At 67.0% G+C, this 17,916-nt stretch carries 16 protein-coding genes; 8 read left to right on the top strand and 8 right to left on the bottom strand.

Annotation, left to right across the window (positions count from 1 at the left end):
* Nucleotides 1–6 precede the first annotated feature (6 nt).
* From ACFPN9_RS14745 to ACFPN9_RS14730, 4 genes are all read right to left on the bottom strand, one after another.
* On the bottom strand, nt 7–1,452 hold the full coding sequence (locus ACFPN9_RS14745) for an aspartate aminotransferase family protein (protein WP_066734384.1): 1,446 nt from the start codon (nt 1,450–1,452) through the stop codon (nt 7–9).
* Nucleotides 1,449–2,453 carry an NAD-dependent epimerase/dehydratase family protein gene (locus ACFPN9_RS14740; protein WP_066717247.1) on the bottom strand — a complete coding sequence of 335 codons (1,005 nt, stop codon included), beginning with the start codon at nt 2,451–2,453 and terminating at the stop codon, nt 1,449–1,451. The genes ACFPN9_RS14745 and ACFPN9_RS14740 overlap by 4 nt, the downstream gene beginning before the upstream one ends.
* A gap of 132 nt (nt 2,454–2,585) precedes the next feature.
* Nucleotides 2,586–2,954, bottom strand: a complete 369-nt coding sequence (locus tag ACFPN9_RS14735) for a DMT family transporter (RefSeq protein ID WP_377817212.1) — start codon at nt 2,952–2,954, stop codon at nt 2,586–2,588.
* Nucleotides 2,955–3,121: 167 nt separating this feature from the next.
* Nucleotides 3,122–4,987 (bottom strand): sigma 54-interacting transcriptional regulator, encoded by a 1,866-nt coding sequence (locus ACFPN9_RS14730; RefSeq protein ID WP_082734957.1) that lies wholly within the window; start codon nt 4,985–4,987, stop codon nt 3,122–3,124.
* Nucleotides 4,988–5,219: 232 nt separating this feature from the next.
* Here ACFPN9_RS14730 and ACFPN9_RS14725 point away from each other — a divergent pair, with 232 nt between their 5' ends.
* The 4 genes from ACFPN9_RS14725 to cynS all read left to right on the top strand — a co-directional run bounded on the left by ACFPN9_RS14725 (nt 5,220) and on the right by cynS (nt 8,994).
* Nucleotides 5,220–6,593, top strand: coding sequence for a CmpA/NrtA family ABC transporter substrate-binding protein (locus tag ACFPN9_RS14725; protein ID WP_066717238.1), 1,374 nt, complete (start codon nt 5,220–5,222; stop codon nt 6,591–6,593).
* Nucleotides 6,594–6,717: 124 nt separating this feature from the next.
* Nucleotides 6,718–7,563 carry a nitrate ABC transporter permease gene (gene ntrB / locus ACFPN9_RS14720; protein ID WP_066717235.1) on the top strand — a complete coding sequence of 282 codons (846 nt, stop codon included), beginning with the start codon at nt 6,718–6,720 and terminating at the stop codon, nt 7,561–7,563.
* Nucleotides 7,564–7,567: 4 nt separating this feature from the next.
* A complete protein-coding gene (locus tag ACFPN9_RS14715) occupies nt 7,568–8,452 on the top strand; it encodes an ABC transporter ATP-binding protein (RefSeq protein WP_066717231.1) in 885 nt (294 codons plus the stop codon).
* Between the two features lie 53 nt (nt 8,453–8,505).
* The gene (gene cynS, locus ACFPN9_RS14710; RefSeq protein WP_066717228.1) at nt 8,506–8,994 is read left to right on the top strand and encodes a cyanase; all 489 of its coding nucleotides are present in this window, start codon (nt 8,506–8,508) and stop codon (nt 8,992–8,994) included.
* Nucleotides 8,995–9,012: 18 nt separating this feature from the next.
* On the opposite strand, the gene ACFPN9_RS14705 is transcribed toward cynS, so the two are convergent.
* Entirely contained in the window at nt 9,013–10,308 is a 1,296-nt protein-coding gene (locus ACFPN9_RS14705; protein WP_066717225.1) for a DUF3422 family protein, read from the bottom strand.
* 165 nt (nt 10,309–10,473) lie between these two features.
* Between ACFPN9_RS14705 and ACFPN9_RS14700 the strand changes: the two genes are divergently transcribed.
* The 4 genes from ACFPN9_RS14700 to ACFPN9_RS14685 all read left to right on the top strand — a co-directional run bounded on the left by ACFPN9_RS14700 (nt 10,474) and on the right by ACFPN9_RS14685 (nt 13,761).
* Complete coding sequence (locus tag ACFPN9_RS14700; RefSeq protein ID WP_066717222.1) at nt 10,474–11,097, top strand: hypothetical protein; 624 nt, start codon at nt 10,474–10,476, stop codon at nt 11,095–11,097.
* 101 nt (nt 11,098–11,198) lie between these two features.
* Entirely contained in the window at nt 11,199–11,705 is a 507-nt protein-coding gene (locus ACFPN9_RS14695) for a hypothetical protein (RefSeq protein ID WP_066717218.1), read from the top strand.
* Nucleotides 11,706–12,043: 338 nt separating this feature from the next.
* Entirely contained in the window at nt 12,044–12,970 is a 927-nt protein-coding gene (locus ACFPN9_RS14690) for an ABC transporter ATP-binding protein (RefSeq protein WP_066717250.1), read from the top strand.
* Nucleotides 12,967–13,761, top strand: a complete 795-nt coding sequence (locus ACFPN9_RS14685; RefSeq protein WP_066717215.1) for an ABC transporter permease — start codon at nt 12,967–12,969, stop codon at nt 13,759–13,761. The genes ACFPN9_RS14690 and ACFPN9_RS14685 overlap by 4 nt, the downstream gene beginning before the upstream one ends.
* Nucleotides 13,762–13,781: 20 nt before the next feature.
* Here the strand turns inward: ACFPN9_RS14685 and ACFPN9_RS14680 are convergent, their stop codons facing one another.
* The 3 genes from ACFPN9_RS14680 to ACFPN9_RS14670 form a co-directional block, all read right to left on the bottom strand.
* Complete coding sequence (locus ACFPN9_RS14680; RefSeq protein WP_066717212.1) at nt 13,782–14,639, bottom strand: SAM-dependent methyltransferase; 858 nt, start codon at nt 14,637–14,639, stop codon at nt 13,782–13,784.
* Nucleotides 14,636–16,051 carry an APC family permease gene (locus tag ACFPN9_RS14675; RefSeq protein WP_066717209.1) on the bottom strand — a complete coding sequence of 472 codons (1,416 nt, stop codon included), beginning with the start codon at nt 16,049–16,051 and terminating at the stop codon, nt 14,636–14,638. Before ACFPN9_RS14675 ends, ACFPN9_RS14680 begins: the two co-directional genes overlap by 4 nt.
* A 143-nt stretch (nt 16,052–16,194) precedes the next feature.
* A complete protein-coding gene (locus ACFPN9_RS14670) occupies nt 16,195–17,874 on the bottom strand; it encodes a methyl-accepting chemotaxis protein (protein WP_066717206.1) in 1,680 nt (559 codons plus the stop codon).
* Nucleotides 17,875–17,916: the final 42 nt, after the last annotated feature.

The raw sequence follows: 17,916 nt of genomic DNA, 5'->3' as shown, positions 1-17,916 counted from the left end.
AAGGCCTCAGCCCTTCGAGACAGCGACCTTGCGCAGGTAATCCGTCACGATGCGGGTGATGCCGCGCGAGAGCAGATCGTCCAGGGCGTTGATGAAGGTGTCGCAATCCTCGCGCGTCGCGATCAGTGGCGGCTCGAGGCGGATGACGTTGCGGTTGTACTCGGTGAAGGCGACGAGCACGTCGTAGTCCTTCAGCAGCAGCGCCCCGACAAAGCCGCAGAGCGAGCCCTTCAGCTTGTCGTCGAGCAGCGCGACCATGTGCTTGAGCCCGAAGGGCATGGTCTCGCTGATGTCCTGGAACTCGACTCCGATCATCAGGCCGCGCCCGCGGATTTCCTTCAGCAGGCTAGGATGCTTGGCGCGCAGGCCGTTCAGCCGCTCGATCAGGTAGTCGCCCTGCCGCTGCGCATTGCCCATGAGGTCTTCCTCATAGAGCACGTTCAGCGCCTCGATCGCCGAGACGCAGGCCTCGCCCATGCCGCCGAACGTGGCCTGGGCATGGATCAGCGCCGTCTTCGGCTTGCCATAGGCCTTCATGTAGAGCTCGCGACGGGCGATCATCGCGCCCATCGCGGCCTTGGAGCCGCCCAGCGCCTTGGCGAGCGCGGTGACGTCCGGCACGACGCCGTCGCGCTCGAAGGCGAAGAACTGCCCGGTGCGACCGAGCCCGCACTGCACCTCGTCGGCGACCCAGAGCACGCCGTGCTTGTCACAGAGCGCGCGCAGTTCCCGCCAGAAGCCGAGCGGCGCCTCGACGATGCCGCCACCGCCCTGGATGGTCTCCATCACGACGATGCCGATCGACGGGTCGCTCTCCAGCGCCTGGCGCACGGCCTCTATGTCGCCGAAGGGCACCTTGACCCGGTTCTCGACCAGCTTGAACTGCGACTGGTAGAGCGTCGAATCCGTGACCGAGAGCACGCCCTTGGTCTTGCCGTGGAAGGAGTTCGCGGCATGCAGGATTTTGGACTTGCCCGGCCCCTGCGCCTGTTCGGCGACCTTCAGCGCCGCCTCCATCGCCTCCGAGCCGGTCGAGCCGAGGAAGACCATGTCGAGATCGCCGGGCGAGATCGCGGCGAGATTGGCCGCGAGCGCCGAGGCGTATTGCGACATGAACGCCATGCAGATCTCATGGCGGTTTTCGTCCTGGAATTTCTTCCGGGCCGCGACGATGCGCGGATGGTTGTGGCCGAAGGCGACCGAGCAGAACCCGCCGAAGAAATCGAGGATCTTGCGGCCGTCCTTGGTGATGTAGTGCATGCCCTCGGCGCGCTCGACGAGGATCTTGTCGAAGCCGAGCAGCTTCAGGAAATGCACCTGGCCGGGGTTGATATGGTTGGTGAAGAGCTCCTTCACCGTGGCGACGTCGAGCTGCTTGGCCTCCTCGACGCTGTAGAGCTTCGGGCGCGCCGGGGTGGCCGCGTCGGCGGTCTTGTAAGCGGGCATGCTCATGCGGCGAGGCTCCTCTGGGCCTGGACCTGCGGATCCTTGGCCTTGCGATATTCGGTGTAGGCGGCGAGCAGCATGTCCTCGTCGCGGTGCAGCGGCTTCCAGCCCAGCTCGCGCTTGGCCTTGGAGGTGTCGAGAATGCAGATCTCGTCGGCGATCATGTACTGCTCGGGGTCCATGATCGGCAGGTTGATCGCGTCGAGCGCGTTCAGCGTCAGCTTGACCAGCGGCGCCGGCGTCGGCAGCAGGATCGACTTCGAGCCGGCATGCTTGATCAGGTCGCCGAGCAGCTTCTTCACCGGCGGCGGATCGTCCGAGCCGAGATTGTAGGCCGAATTCGGGAAATCGGCCTTCCAGGCCGCAACGCAGGCGCTGGCGCAGTCGAACACCGAGATGAACTGGTAGGGGTTCTTGCCCGATCCGATCATCGGCACCGGCAGGTTGAGGTCGATCAGCTTGAACAGCTTGACGAGGATGCCCAGCCGCCCGGGCCCGATGATCAGCCGCGGCCGGAAGATCGGGATCTGGAAGCCGCGGTCGCGATAGGTCTGGGCCAGCGTCTCGGTCGCGAGCTTGCTCTCGCCATATTCGCCCAGCGGCTTGGCGGGATGCGTCTCGTCCTGCGGCACCGTCACCGAATGGCCGTAGATCATGTCGGTGGTGAAGTGGACGAGCTTGTGGGCGCCCGCCTTCTCCATCCAGCTCAGGATGTTCTGCGTGCCGTGATAGTTCACCGGCCAGAAGAAGTCGTGGCGCTCGGCGCGGGTGACGATCGGCGAGAGCATCTTGGCCGAGAGGTTGTAGACGAGGTCGTCCTGGCCGAGCGGAATCCCGGCGACGCTCTCGGCATCGGTCACGTCGATGCGGTGGAACGGCACCTTGGCGTAATGCGGATGCCGGCTCTTGACGATGTCGGCGACCAGCACCTCCTCGCCCATGGCCGAAAGGTCAGCCGCCAGATGCGAGCCGACGAAGCCGTCGCCGCCGATGATGATGTGCTTCATGGATGGCACCTCTGGTTCAGCGCGGCCGAAGCGGACGCTGGGCGCGCACTGGCACGGGGACGGGAACCGGCTGCGGTTCGAGCAGGGCGCCGAGGCGCATGAACAGGCGAACGATCAGATCCATGATGTCCCTCAGCTTTGTGCGATGAAGATGGTGCCGAGCACGATGAGACCGATGCCGGCGATGCGCGCCGGTCCGAGATCCTCGTGGCAGACGAAGAAGGCGTAGGCCGCGACCACGACATAGGCGAGGCTCAGGAAGGGGTAGGCGTAGGAGATCTGCACCTTCGAGAGCACGATCAGATGCGAGGCCATGCTGATGACGAAGGTGCACAGCCCCGCAAATACGAAGGGATTGAAGACCACCCGGAAGACGGTCGAGATCAGTCCGTCGCCCGCCACGTCCAGCGTCCCGACGCCGGTCATGCCGCGCTTCAGCATCAGCTGCGCCGCGGCGTTGGTCAGCACCGTGAACAGGATGAGAGGAAGATAGGCGTTCATCGGCGCAGAAACTCTTTGAAGGTCATCCGCTTTTCCAAGGTCATCCCGCGACAGGCATGTCGTGCGGCTCTTGGATGGAGCGTAAAATACTTCAAATGCGTTGCGCCGCGGGTCTTACCTCGCTGTAACGTTAAGATGATCCTGACAGGATCTCAGAAAGACGCCAGCTACCCGCCGGCCCGCTCCGCCGCCGGGCGCAGGGCCCGCGCCGCAATGCCCAGGATCTTCATCCGCGAGGCCAGCGTCGTCGGAGGCAGACCGAGAAGCGCGGCGGCGCCCTGCGGGCCGCTGACGCGTCCGCGACAGGTCTCCAGGGCCGCCATGATGCTGGCCCGGTCGCGCTCGCGCCGCTCTGCCTCGGTGAGGATCCCCGCACCCGTCGCCGCGGGCGCCGGGACAGCCGCGGGTGGCCGCCCGCTCTCCGGCAGCGCGATGAAAAGCCGCCCGTTGCGCGCCAGGATCGCCGCACGCTCGATGACGTTCTGGAGCTCGCGGACATTGCCCGGCCAATCATAGGCGCGCAGCCGCGCGACATCGCCCTCGCTCAGCTTCAGACCTTCGGTCTTGAGCTTGCGCTGCGCCCCGCCAAGGAAATGCAGCGCCAGCAGCGGAATGTCCTCCGGCCGCTCGCGCAGCGGCACGGAGACGATCGGGAAGACGTCGAGCCGGAAATAGAGATCCTCACGGAAGCGGCCCTCGCGCACCTCGCGGCGCAGATCCCGGTTGGTCGCCGCGATGATGCGGACATTGACGTGCCGCGTGCGCTCCTCGCCGACGCGCTCGAACTGCCCCTCCTGCAGCACGCGTAGCAGCTTGCCCTGCAGTTCGAGCGGGATCTCGCCGACCTCGTCGAGGAAGAGCGTGCCGCCGTCGGCGAGCTCGAAGCGGCCGATGCGGTCCCGCAGCGCGCCGGTGAAGGCGCCCTTCACATGGCCGAAGAACTCGCTCTCGAACAGTTCGCGCGGGATGGCGGCACAGTTCACCCGGATCAGCGGGCGCACATGGCGCTCGCTCGCCTCGTGGATCGCGCTGGCGATCAGCTCCTTGCCGGTGCCGGATTCGCCGGTGATCAGCACCGCGGCATCCGTCCGCGCCACCAGCTCGACCTGGCTCAGGATCTTCTGGATCGCGCCCGAGCGCCCGACGACGCCGCGATGGTTGCGCTCCAGCCGCATCTCCTCCTGCAGATAGGCGTTCTCCTGCTGCAGCCGCTCGCGCAGGCTGTCGACCTCGGCCAGCGCCGCCCGGAGGCGCTCGTCGGCCTCGTGACGCTGGCTGATGTCGCGGAAGATGATGACGGCCCCGACGAGCCGGCCGCGGTCGCGGATCGGCGTCGAGGTGTACTCGACCCAGAACCCCGTGCCGTCCTTGCGGAAGAACATCTCGTTCTCGACATGGTGGACCGCCCCGTCGCGGAAGGCGGCATAGATCGGGCATTCCTCATGCGGGTAATGCGTGCCGTCGGGCCGGTGGTGATGCACGCAGGCATGCATGTCCCGCCCGATCAGCTCGCCCGTCTCCCACCCCAGCATCGCCTCGCCGGCCGGGTTGACGAAGGTGGTGCGGCCCTCCGCATTGACCCCGAAGATGCCCTCGCCCGCCGCGCGCAGGATCAGCTGGTTGCTGCGCTCGATCTCCTGGAACAGCCGCTCGGTGCGGCGCCATTCGGTCAATCCGGCGCGCAGATGCTCCTCGGCGTCGGCGTCGAGATCGCGCCGGTGCCGCGCCTCGAGATCGTAGAGCGTCAGCAGGATCGACGGGTCGGGCTGGGTCAAGAGCCGCGCGCCGATGCACTCGGCGTGGAGCGCCTCGCCATCGGCCCGCTGCGGCGAAAGCGAGCGTGTCCAGTAGCGGCCCTTGTGCAGCACCGCCTCGGTGAAGACCGTCAGCGCCGCAGCCTGGCCCGGGAACACAGAGAGCACCGAGGCGCCGACGAGCTCGCGCTCGGCAGGCGTCAGCAGGCGCCGCGCCTCCTCATTAGCCGCCAGGATCCGGCCGGTCGTCACATCCACCGCCAGCGCGGCGTCGACCATGCTCTCGAACAGCCATGTGGTCTGCGGCGAAGCGGACGAGGGGATCACGGCAGCTCACGAATTTTCGTTATCTGGAACACGATTTTTCGTGATTCACGAGAATTCGTCAAGCGCGAACTCGCGCTAAGTCCTTGATGTTTCGTCGCCCATTGCGCTCGGCCTGGTTGGCCCGCCGCTTGCTAAAACCACTGCAGCGACCAGCCGCCCACTCGATCAGCCGGAGGACACGCGCATGGCCTTGTTCAAGAACCCGTTCGACGCCGACCGCCGCATCCGCCGCGGCTGTGATTGCGGCCGGCACGAGAGCCAGTCCGCGCATGAGCGGGCGATTCGGGCCGAGGCCGCCGAAGTATCCGCGACGGAGGATGGACGCTATCAGCGCGTCGTCGAGAACGCCGTGATGCGGGCGCTGTTTCCACAGGATGCGCAGCGCCGCTTCTTCCTGAAGCAGGTCGGCGCCTCGACCGCCCTGGCCGCGATCTCGAGCCTCTTCCCGCTGGCGGCCGCCACCGAGGCCTTTGCCCAGGCGGTGCCGGAGAAGAAGGACCTCAAGGTCGGCTTCATCCCGATCACCTGCGCGACGCCGATCATCATGGCTTCGCCGATGGGCTTCTATGCCAAGCACGGTCTCAACGTCGAAGTGATCAAGACCGCCGGCTGGGCCGTGATCCGCGACAAGACGATCAACAAGGAATACGACGCCGCCCACATGCTCTCGCCGATGCCGCTGGCGATCTCGATGGGCGCGGGCTCAAACCCGATTCCCTATACGATGCCGGCGGTCGAGAACATCAACGGCCAGGCCATCACGCTGGCGATGAAGCACAAGGACAAGCGCGATCCGAAGTCCTGGAAGGGTTTCAAATTCGCCGTGCCCTTCGACTATTCGATGCACAACTACCTGCTGCGCTACTATCTCGCCGAGAACGGCATCGATCCCGACACGGATGTCCAGATTCGCGCCGTACCGCCGCCGGAGATGGTCGCCAATCTCCGAGCCGACAACATCGACGGCTTCCTCGCGCCCGATCCGGTCAACCAGCGCGCGGTCTTCGACGGCGTCGGATTCATCCACATCCTCTCCAAGGAGATCTGGGACGGGCATCCCTGCTGCGCCTTCGCGGCTTCCAGGGAGTTCGTGACGCAGACCCCCAACACCTATGCCGCGCTGCTGAAGGCGATCATCGACGCCACAGCCTTCGCCTCCAAGGCCGAGAACCGGAAAGCAATCGCCGAGGCGATCGCGCCGGCAAACTATCTCAACCAGCCGGTGACGGTGGTCGAGCAGGTGCTGACCGGGACCTATGCGGACGGGCTCGGCAATGTCAGGCGCGACCCCAAGCGCATCGATTTCGACCCCTTCCCCTGGGAGGGCTTCGCGGTCTGGATCCTCACCCAGATGAAGCGCTGGGGCCAGATCAAGGGCGATGTCGACTATGCCAAGGTGGCCAAGGAGGTCTTCCTCCAGACCGACACCGCCAAGCTGATGACCGAAGTCGGGCTGACGCCGCCGACCGGCTCGAAGACCATCGTCGTGATGGGCAAGACCTTCGACGCGACCAAGCCGGAGGACTACATCAAGAGCTTCGCGATCAAGCGGACGTGAGGCGTTCTGTGTCGCGCGAAACGCCAACCGTCATTGCGAGCGAAGCGAAGCAATCCAGCGCCTCGCGCCGACGCTGGATTGCTTCGTCGGCTGCGCCTCCTTGCAATGACGGCGGAGTCCTGACATGACCCTCCCCCTCAACCTGCGCGCGCTGGTGCTCTCTCTGGCGATCCTCGTCGTCTTCCTCGTGGGCTGGCATGTCGGCACCCAGTCCGGCGGCGCCGGGCCGGCCGCCAACATCGACCCCGAATACGCCAAGCTGATGGGCCTTGAGGTGACGCAGGGCAAATCGGCCATGCCCGGCCCGCTCGACGTCGCCGCGACGATCTGGGGGCATCTGCGCGACCCCTTCTACGACAAGGGCCCCAACGACAAGGGGCTCGGCATCCAGCTCGCCTATTCGCTCGGCCGCGTCCTGCTCGGCTATGCGCTGGCGGTACTGCTCGCGGTCCCGCTCGGCTTCCTGATCGGCATGTCGCCGCTGATCTCGAAGGCGCTCGACCCGTTCATCCAGGTTCTGAAACCCATCTCCCCGCTCGCCTGGATGCCGCTCGCGCTCTACACGATCAAGGACTCCAGCGTCTCCGCGATCTTCGTGATCTTCATCTGCTCGGTCTGGCCGATGCTGCTGAACACGGCCTTCGGCGTCTCGGCCGTGCGCAAGGAATGGCTCAACGTCGCCCGCACGCTCGAGGTCGGGCCCGTCCGGCGCGCCTTCACCATCATCCTACCGGCAGCCGCACCGACGATCCTGACCGGCATGCGCATCTCGATCGGCATCGCCTGGCTCGTCATCGTCGCCGCCGAGATGCTCGTGGGCGGCACCGGCATCGGCTACTTCGTCTGGAACGAGTGGAACAACCTCTCGATCACCAATGTCATCGTCGCCATCACCGTCATCGGCGTGATGGGCATGATCCTGGACCAGACGCTCGCCCGCCTGCAGCGCGCCGTGACCTATCCGGATTGAGGCGATGAGCGACCGTTACATCTCGATCGAGGGCATCGCCCGCCGCTATCCGAAGGCCGGCGGCGGCACCACCACCGTCTTCGAGGATCTCTGGTTCTCGATGAGGAAGGGCGAGTTCGTTTGCGTCATCGGCCATTCCGGCTGCGGCAAGACGACCGTGCTCAACATCCTCAATGGGCTCGACGCGCCCGATGACGGGGCGGCCATCGTCGACGGCAAGGCGATCGAGGGCCCTTCGCTCGACCGCGCCGTGATTTTCCAGGGCCATTCGCTGCTGCCCTGGCGCAGCGTGCTGGGCAATGTCGCCTATGCTGTCGCTGCAAAACACCGCGACTGGCCGAAGGCGAAGGTCACGGCCCATGCCATGGCCTTCATCGAGAAGGTCGGCCTCAAGGGCTCGGAGCTGAAGAAGCCGTCGGAGCTTTCCGGCGGCATGAAGCAGCGCGTCGGCATCGCCCGCGCGCTCTCGATCGAGCCCAAGATGATGCTGATGGACGAGCCCTTCTCGGCGCTCGACGCGCTCACCCGCGGCACGCTGCAGGACGAGGTCCGCCGCATCTGCCTGGAGACCGGCCAGACCGCCTTCATGATCACCCATGACGTCGACGAGGCGATCTATCTCGCCGACCGGATCGTGCTGATGACCAACGGCCCGCAGGCGATGATCGCCGAGATCGTCGAGAACCCGCTGCCGCGCGACCGCATCCGCACCGAGGTCCACCACCACCGCGACTACTACGCCATCCGCAACCACCTGATCGACTTCCTCGTGGTGCGCTCGAAGAGCTTCAGGGACGCCATCCCCGAGGGCTACGACCGCCGCCACCCGCCGGTCGTGCGACCCAGCGCCGACGGGCCCGGCCCCGACGCCGGCCGCAAGGCGGCCTGACGACCACCTCCTCCACCTCCTCAAGAAACCGACACGCCAAGGAGACCGACCCCATGAAGCGCGAAGAGCTCACCGAGAAGATCCTCGACATCAAGCGCGAGAAGGGCTGGAGCTGGAAATACATCACCGAGGAAATCGGTGGCATGTCCGAGGTGCTGATCGTCGGCGCCCTGCTCGGCCAGATGAAGCTGGTCAAGCCGCTCGCCGAAAAGGCCGCCGCCCTCTTCGGCCTGACCGAGAACGAGAAGCGTATGCTCAACGAGGTGCCCTATCGCGGCACCGGCACGCCGATGCCGCCGACCGATCCGCTGATCTACCGCTTCTACGAGATGGTGATGGTCAACGGCCCGGCCTGGAAGGCGCTGATCGAGGAGGAGTTCGGCGACGGCATCATGTCGGCGATCGACTTCAACATCGAGTTCGAGCGCGAGCCAAACCCGAAGGGCGACCGCGTCAAGATCGGCATGTCCGGCAAGTTCCTGCCCTACAAATATTACGGCAACGAGCAGGGCATCCCCGATTATGGCTTCAAGGAAGCCTGAGCCCCGCGGCGGGGGCGCTCAGCCCTCGCCATGGCCGCGGCGGATGCGCCGCACCGCCGCCCAGACTCCGAGCAGCGCGACCGGCACGAACAGCGCCGTCGCGAGGCCGGGCTCGATCTTGAGCCAGCCCGAATCCTTCGCGCCCTTGGCGAGATAGCCGAACAGGCTGACGATGTAATAGGCGATCGCCGCGACCGAGAGCCCCTCGACCGTCTGCTGCAGTCGCAACTGCAGGCGCGTGCGCTCGTTCATCGCCGCCAGCAGGTCGCGGTTCTGCTGCTCGAGCGCGACGTCGACGCGCGTGCGCAGCAAATTGGCGGCGCGTGCCAGCTTGGTCGCGAGATCGGCCTGGCGCTCCTGAAGCATCTGGCAGGTGCGCATCGCCGGCGCCATGCGCCTTGCCAGGAAGGCGGAGATCGTCGGCCAGCCGTCATGCCCCTGCTCGCCGATGGCGACGAGCCGCTGCTGGACGATGTTGTCATAGGCGCGGCTCGCCCCGAAGCGGTAGTTTGAGGAGGCGGCTTCCGCCTCCAGCCGCGAAGCGAGCGCCGTCATCTCGTCGAGCAGCGCATGGTCGGCGGCGAGCCCGTCCGTCTGCGTCATCGTGCCCGCGATGCGCACCAGCGTCTCCTCGGCGCGGCGCACGGAGGGGCCGATGCGCTGCGATTCCGGCATGCCGAGCAAAGCGAGCGTCCGGTAGGTCTCGATCTCGAGCAGGCGCTGCGCCAGCGCCCCGGCCCGCGCCGGGGTCAGTTCGCGGTCGAGCACCAGGATGCGCACGAAGCCGTCCGCGCCCGCCCGGAAATCCGTCGCCGCGATCGCCCCGCCATTGTCGACCAGCGAGGCCGCGAGGCTGGCGGGGTCGAACAGCGCCCCGAGATCGGGCTCGGCGGCGACCGGCATCAGATGCAGATCCGCCGCGACCAGATGCGGCCCCGGCTGCGGCAGGCCGCGCATGCCATGCGGCAGAGCGCCGGTCGGTGGCAGGAAAGGCGTCGCCTCCGTGCCCGGCAACTCCCAGCTATAGGTCGTGAACTCGCTGTGCTGCTCCCAGCGCAGGCTGGTTTCGCCGAAGCGGACGCGGTGATGCTTGGCGTCGTCGAGCGGCCCCGGCACACCGCGCTCGGCGCAGAAACGGGAGAGTGCCACGCGGTCGGCCGCCGCCTGGCGGGAATCGGTCATGAAGGCGAAGTGCAAAAGCCGCCGCGGCGTCTCCAGCGGCGCGAAGGGCCGGGCATGGACCTCCGCGAGGATGGCACCGCGCTCCGGATGCGGAACGAGCGACGCCGGATCGTCGAAACTGCTGGCCGCCATGCTCCACCCCTCCGGAGCGGGTCTGCGCCCTCTCCCACAGGAAGCTTGCGTCATCGCGGGGCGGGTTGCCAACCCCACGCACCGCCGCAGCCTGAGGCGCGCAGCCTGCTGTCGCGATCGGGCCAGCCGATCTCCTAGAATAGGGCACCGGACAAGGAGACCGTCATGCCCCTGCCCAATCGCGTCGCGCCCGATGGCGGCCTGCTCGCCGTGCCGGCCCGGGGCCTGCTCATGGGCAATCGCGGCGGGCGCTTCCATGATCCGCAGACCCGCGCCTTGCCGCGCCGCATCCAGGCGAGCCGGCAATGGATCTGCTGTGTCCTGTTCTTCAGGAACCGCCTCCGCCAGGTCTGGGGTCGGGGCTACACCGAGCTGTTCTTCTGCGACGAGGTCACCGCGCTTGCGGCCGGGCATCGGCCCTGCATGGAATGTCGCCGTAAGGATGCGCTGGCCTACCGAGCCGCGCTGGTCCAGGGGCTGGGCCTGCACGAGACACCGCTCTTTCCCGAGATCGACCGGCTGCTGGACGACGAGCGCCGCGACGGCCGGGCGAAACGCCTGCATCGGCTGCCGGCCGAGACCCTGCCGGACGGCGCGATGATCGCCGAGGAGGGTCGCTTCCTGGCGCTGCGCGCCGATGCGGCACTGCTCTGGTCGCCGGACGGCTATGTCGGCCAGCAGCTCCGGCCGGCGGGACCGGTGTCGGTGCTGACGCCGCCGGCCTCGCTCGCCGCCCTGTCGTGGGGCTATAGCCCGCTCTGGCATCCGAGCGCCCGGTCCGCGCCCTGACCATTTTTGGGAAGCACCGGCTAAGACATTGATTTACGGCACCGCCTGCCCCATCAGCGCCCGCATAGCGGAATGACCGCAGGACGACAGGGGGAAACGCGATGAAGAAACTCGTTTGGGCGCTTGCACTGGCCACGGCTCTCGCCGGCCCGGCCGCGATCGGCGCGGCCATGGCCGGCGCGGTTTCCATTACCGCGGCGGAGCCCGTGGCCGTGGTGACGATCCCCGACAGCTGGGCTCAGTCCAAGGTCGATCGCGGTGTCCAGATCAAGACGCCCGACGAGGAGATCTATGTCTGGTTCGAACTGGTCCCGGCCGACCAGCTCGACGCCCTCCAGAAGGAGCACGACGCCTATTTCGCCCGCGAAGGCGTCAAGTTCACCGGCTCGACCGAGACCCTGACACGCGAGATCAACGGGCGCCCCTGGTCCTTCACCGAACTCAAGGCGACGAGCAGCGACGGCCCCTCGATCGTCCGCTATCTCGCCATCAATCCCAAGGTCGCCAGCGGCAAGATCATCATGATGACTTACTGGGCCTCGGAAGAAGGCCATGTGAAGCACGACAAGGCGATGCAGGCCATGATCGACAGCATCGCGTTCAAATAGGCGGCGGCGCCCAAGCCCCGGCAAGGAACCTTCGGCGCGCGGCCGGCGTTGCATCCGCATCGTCATCACCAATTTCCGGGGCTGATTTCCATGCGTTCGATTGCTCTCTGGCTGCTCGGCGTTCCGATTCCGATCATCATCCTGCTCTGGTTCTTCATGCGCTGACGGTCTCCCGTCACGCTGACGAGATGGCCGGGTTCGCCCGGCCATTTTGCGTTGGCGATCGCCGTTCCCGACAGGAGGCGGCAGCAGGAGGGTGCTAGGAGCGGCGAGGACGCATTGCCGGTCTGCGTCCGTGCGCCATCGCCCCGTCGCAGGACCCGACCTATATGCCGCCCATGACATCCATCATTTCGGTTTCCGGCCTGTCCAAGACCTATGCCTCCGGCTTCCAAGCGCTGAAGACCGTCGATCTCGACATCCGCCGCGGCGAGATCTTCGCCCTGCTCGGTCCCAATGGCGCCGGCAAGACGACGCTGATCAGCATCATCTGTGGACTGGTCAATCCGAGCACAGGGACCGTCCGTGCCGATGGCCATGACATTCTTGGCGATTATCGCGCCGCCCGCGCCAAGATCGGTCTCGTCCCGCAGGAGCTGACCACCGACGCCTTCGAGACGGTGCGCGCCACGGTCTCCTTCAGCCGCGGCCTCTTCGGCAGGCCGAGGGACCCCGCCCTGATCGAGCAGATTCTTCGGGACCTCTCGCTCTGGGACAAGCGCGACACCCAGATCCGCCGTCTCTCGGGCGGCATGAAGCGACGCGTCATGATCGCCAAGGCGCTGGCCCATGAGCCGCGCATCCTCTTCCTGGACGAGCCGACGGCGGGCGTCGATGTCGAATTGCGCCAGGACATGTGGCAGCTCGTGCGCCGCCTGCGCGATAACGGCGTCACCATCATCCTGACCACGCATTACATCGAGGAGGCCGAAGAAATGGCCGACCGGATCGGCGTGATCAGCAAGGGCGAGATCATCCTCGTCGAGGACAAGACGGAGCTGATGCGCAAGCTCGGCCGCAAGCAGCTCACCCTCAGCCTCCAGGCGCCGCTCGCCGCCCTGCCAGACAGCCTCGCGGCCTATGATCTCGCGCTCGCCGCCGGCGGCGAGGAACTCGTCTTCACCTATGACACGAAGGCCGAGCGCACCGGCATCACCGCGCTGCTGCAGGCGCTGGGCGAGGCCGGCATCCGCTTCAAGGATTTGCGGACGAGCCAGAGCTCGCTCGAGGACATCTTCGTCAGTCTCGTCAGGAGCCGCTCATGACATCGTTCGACAATGCGGTGGCTCCGCGCTTCAACTGGCGCGCCATTGCCGCGATCTATCGTTTCGAGATGGCGCGCACCCTGCGCACGCCGCTGCAGAGCGTCGTTTCACCTGTGCTGTCGACCTCGCTGTATTTCGTCGTCTTCGGCGCCGCGATCGGTTCCCGCATGCAGGCCATCGACGGGGTCGCCTATGGCGCCTTCATCGTGCCGGGGCTGATCATGCTGACGCTACTCACCCAGAGCATCGCCAACGCCTCCTTCGCGATCTACTTCCCGAAATTCACCGGCACGATCTACGAGCTGCTCTCGGCGCCCGTGGCGTGGTGGGAGGTGGTGATCGGCTATGTCGGCGCGGCGGCGACCAAATCCGTCGTCCTCGGCCTGATTATCCTGCTCACAGCAACATTCTTCGTGCCGCTGCGGATCGAACATCCGCTCTGGATGCTGCTCTTCCTCGTGCTGACGGCGGTGACGTTCAGCCTGTTCGGCTTCATCATCGGCATCTGGGCGGACGGTTTCGAGCGGCTGCAGGTCATTCCGCTGCTGGTGGTGACCCCGCTCGCCTTCCTCGGCGGCTCCTTCTACTCGATCGAGATGCTGCCGCCTTTCTGGCGCACGGTCGCGCTGTTCAACCCGGTCGTCTATCTGATCAGCGGGTTCCGCTGGAGCTTCTTCGGCGTCGCCGATGTCGGCGTCGGCATCAGCCTGGGCATGACGCTGGCCTTCCTGCTCGTCTGCACCGTCGCCACGGCCTGGATCTTCCGCACCGGCTACCGCCTCAAGAACTGAGGCGGTAGCCGGTCGAAAATTCAGCTCGCGCTGCGCGTCGCCTGCCAGTCCTGTGCCTGGCCAGCACCCTCGCTGCGCCCGCTCATGCGTCCGTCCGTGACGGTGCCCGTGTAACGCCGGCCGTCGGCGACGAAGCTGATCTCGCTGCCACGCATCCGCGCCTCGGTGATGGGCAGCGCCTTGCCGCCGCGCGTCAGCGTGCCCTCGAGCATCTGGAAGCTCTGCTTCAGGCTGAGTTCGCCATCGCCCAGACGCCAGGTGCCGGCAACCTTGGCGGGGACGACCCAGAAATGCGCCCGGCAGAAATTGACGCAGTTCTCGGCCAGGACGGCCGTCTCGTCCGGCGTCCACTCATCCATGGTGAAGGTGTTGGAGACGACGCGGGTGCCCGGCTTCATGTTCAGCAGCGTCGGCCGGAGCCGCAGATTGAGCTCCGGCAGCAGGAACAGCGTCACCACCGTCGCCTCCGAGAAGTCCGCCTCGAAGATGTCGCCCCGCTCGAACCGAGCGCGGTCGGAAACGCCTTCGGCCTCGGCGTTGCGCTGCGACAGCGTGACGAGATCGGGATTGTACTCGATGCCCCGGGCCGTGAGGCCCCGCTTCGCGGCGGCGATGACGGTGCGTCCGTCGCCGGAGCCGAGATCGACGAGCTTGTCCTCCTTGGTCACCTTCGCCATGTCGAGCATGCGCTGAACCAGCGCGTCCTGCGTCGGCACCCAGACCACGTCCTTGCCGGCCTGGCCCGACTGGGGGACATAGGCCGGCGCCGTCGTCGTCGTGTCCTTGCCGGCCTGAGCCGGCTGCGCATGCGACGGGACGGTGCCCAGCGCGAGCATCGAGACCGCGCAGGCGGCCGCAAATGTCCGGAACGTTTTCATCGTCTCTCTCCTGGTTGAACGAGGATCGGCGCAGGCGACGCGGCGAGGGCGACGTCGGCCGGCGGGGAAGCGGGGCTGCGCTCGTCCTCGCTGCGCCGGCTCTGGAACAGCAGCAGAGGCAGGCCGGCCAGCACGACGCCGAGTCCGATCAGGGCGCCCTTGCCCGTGTAAGCGAGACTGGCGTGGAGCATGTAGGCGCAGGTCAGCGCGAAGAGCGCGGGCGTCAGCGGGTAGAGCGGCACCTTGAAGGGACGGACACGATCCGGCTCGCGCCAGCGCAGGATCGGCAGCGCCAGGGCGACCAGCAGCAGGAAGGCCCAGAACACCGGCGCGCTGTAGTCGACCATGGCCTGGAACCCGTCGCGGCTGGCCGCGCCTAGCGCGACCAGCAGCAGCGCGACAGCCCCCTGCGCAATCAGCCCATTGGCCGGCGCACGGCCGCGCTCGTTCCAGTCTCCGACGCGCGGCAGCAGCGTGATGTCGCGTGCCATTGCGAAATAGACCCGAGCCCCGGTGAAGATCGTCGCATTCAGGGTCGACAGCGCGGCGACCACGATCGCGAGGCTGACGATCAGCGCACCCGACTCGCCGGCGACACGTCGCATCATGTCGGTCGCGACCGCCTGCGATCCACGCAGCCCGTCGAGACCCAGGATCGCCAGCAGCGCCGCATTGGCGGCGACATAGAGACCCACCAGGACCGCGGTTCCGATCACCAGCACGCGGACCATGTTGCGGCCTGGATCGCGCAATTCACCCGAGAGATAGGCCGCCTCGTTCCAGCCGCCGTAGGTCAGCAGGACGAAGATCATCGCCAGGCCGAGAGCGCCGGCATTCGGCGTCGCCGCGGCCGCGGCGGCGGGGGCGGCTGCGCCCACGCTGCCGAACAAGCCCCAGCCGATGATCGCCGCGATCAGCCCGACCTCGATGAAGGTCACCGCGATCTGCAGCGTCTTGCTCTGGATCGTCCCGGCGACGTTAAGGCCGGTCAGCACCACGATCGCCAGTGCCGCATAGAGCGCCGGACCATAGGGGCCGAGCGGCACCACCTGCGCGGCATAGTCGCCGAGGACGAAGGCGACCGCCGCGATCGCACCGGTCTGGATCACCGAGCCGCGGGCCCAGCCGAACAGCACCGCGACGGGCCGGCCATAGGCCCGCCCGAGGAAATGATACTCGCCGCCGGCATGGGGATGGGCCGCCGCGAGTTCGGCATAGCAGAGTGCGCCGATCAGGGTGACGAGGCCGCCCGCGACCCAGACGCCGAGGAAGGCCGCTTCGCTGCCGACATTGGCCGCGATCAGCGATGGCGTCTTGAAGATGCCGATGCCCACGACGATCCCGACCATGATCGTGACGGCGTCGAAAACCGACAGCGTCGGCTGTGGGTCGCTGCGGTGCGGCTCGGTCATCCTGTCCCCTTCTGCGTTTGGCGCAGCGAGGGAAACGCATGACGGGCCGATATGACAGCACAGAGTGCGTCACGAAGCCGTCCGAAGCGATCACGGACCCGTGAACCTGCGCTTTCGAACGATGTCGGAGATGATTTGGGTCGTCAGGCGGCCTTCATCTCGGCGAAGAACGTGCCGACGGCGCTGCGCAGCGCATGGGCTTCCCGCGCCAGATTTTCCGCAGTGCTGAGCGCGCGATTGGCCGAGAGCATCGCGGCCTGGGAAGTCGCCGTCACCTCCTGCATCTGGCGGGCGACGCCCGCTGTGCCGTCGGCGGTGGCCTGGGCGCTGCTGGCGATCTCCGAGGTCGCGCCCATCTGCTGCGCGGTCGCACCGGCGATGGCAACCGTCTGCTGCGCCACCTCGCCCATGACCCGTGCGATCGTCTCGATCGCGGCCACGGCACCCTTGGTCTCGCTCTCGAAAGCGGCGATGCGCTCGGCGATCTCGTCGGTCGCCTGGGCAGTCCGGTCCGCCAGCAGCTTGACCTCCCCGGCGACGACCGCAAAGCCGCGCCCCGCCTCGCCCGCGCGAGCCGCCTCGATCGTCGCGTTGAGCGCGAGCAGATTGGTCTGGGCCGCAATCTCGCGGATCAGGCCGATGACCCGCGCGATGCTTTCCGACGCACCGAGCAGATTGCCGACGTTGGTTCGCGCCCGTGCGGCGTCTCCGGCTGCGCTCCGGACGACATTGTCGGTGTGCCCGATCCGCTCCGCGATATCCGAGATCGACTCCGACAGCTGCTCCGAGGCGGCGGCGATGGAGCGGACATTGTCGGAAGCGTCGAGTGCGGCCGCGCGCGCCTCGTTGGCCTGGGCCGTCGCACTCGTTGCTACGGCGTTCAGGCTGCGCGCCGTCTCCTCCATCTCGTCGGCGCTGAGCCGAACGGTGTCGAGAACCTGATCGATCCTGACATTGAAATCCGCCGTGAGCTCCTCGCGCTTGGCCTGCCGGCGCAGCCGCGCCGCATCGGACGCCGTCGCCTCGGCCTCGAGGCCTGCGCGCTCCGTCGCGGTCTTCAGAAAGACGGCCACAGAGCGCGCCATATCGCCGATCTCGTCGCGCTGGCGGATCGAGGGGATCTCCGTAACGTCCTCGGCATCGGCCAGGCGCTGCATCGTCGTAGCGAGGCGTCGCAGCGGCCGCGACACGCGCAGATGGACGAGGGCGAGCGCACCAAGGAAGCCGACGACCACCAGGGCCCCGCCGACGATCTGGAGCCAGAGGCTGTGGTTCTGCAGCACCTCGCGCTCGGCATCCGTCACGGCGGCGCGGCTTTCGTTGAGCAGGGCGACATTCCTCAGCGCCGCATTGAGAACCTTGCGGTTGTTGCGGTTGGTCTCGTTGTTGCCGAAGGCATTGGCGGCGGCGGGCCCCTGCTCGCGCCCGAGCCGAGCGAGTTCGGTGCGGAAGGCGACGAAGTCATCGAGCTGGCGCGAGACCACCTCGAAGGCCGCAAGCTCGTGGGCGGCGTAGAGGTTGCGCCACTCGGCCGCGAGCCGCTTGATCTGGACGAGATCGGCGAGCAGCGGCAGCGCGAAACGCTCGGCGTCACGGGCGTCCGCCGCCATGTAGATGCCGCGCGATTCCATCACCACCGCGTTGACGAGGCTGTCCATTCGTTCGGCCAGGATGGTGCGCTGCGTCACCGTCTCCATCTCGCTCGTCATGGCGGCATAGCGCGACAGCGCATGGGCTCCGATGCCGACGGCCAGCATGGCGGCCACCGCGAACGCCGCAAAGGCGCCGAAGATCTGGGTCGATATTTTCCTCGGGCCGAGCATCGAGACGCCTTCCGTAAGGGAATCACGCTCCCCCGGTTCGGC

Source organism: Allobosea massiliensis, from assembly GCF_042655245.1.
GTDB classification, from domain to species: Bacteria; Pseudomonadota; Alphaproteobacteria; order Rhizobiales; family Beijerinckiaceae; genus Allobosea; species Allobosea massiliensis.
This window is presented reverse-complemented; position numbering and strand designations above follow the sequence as displayed.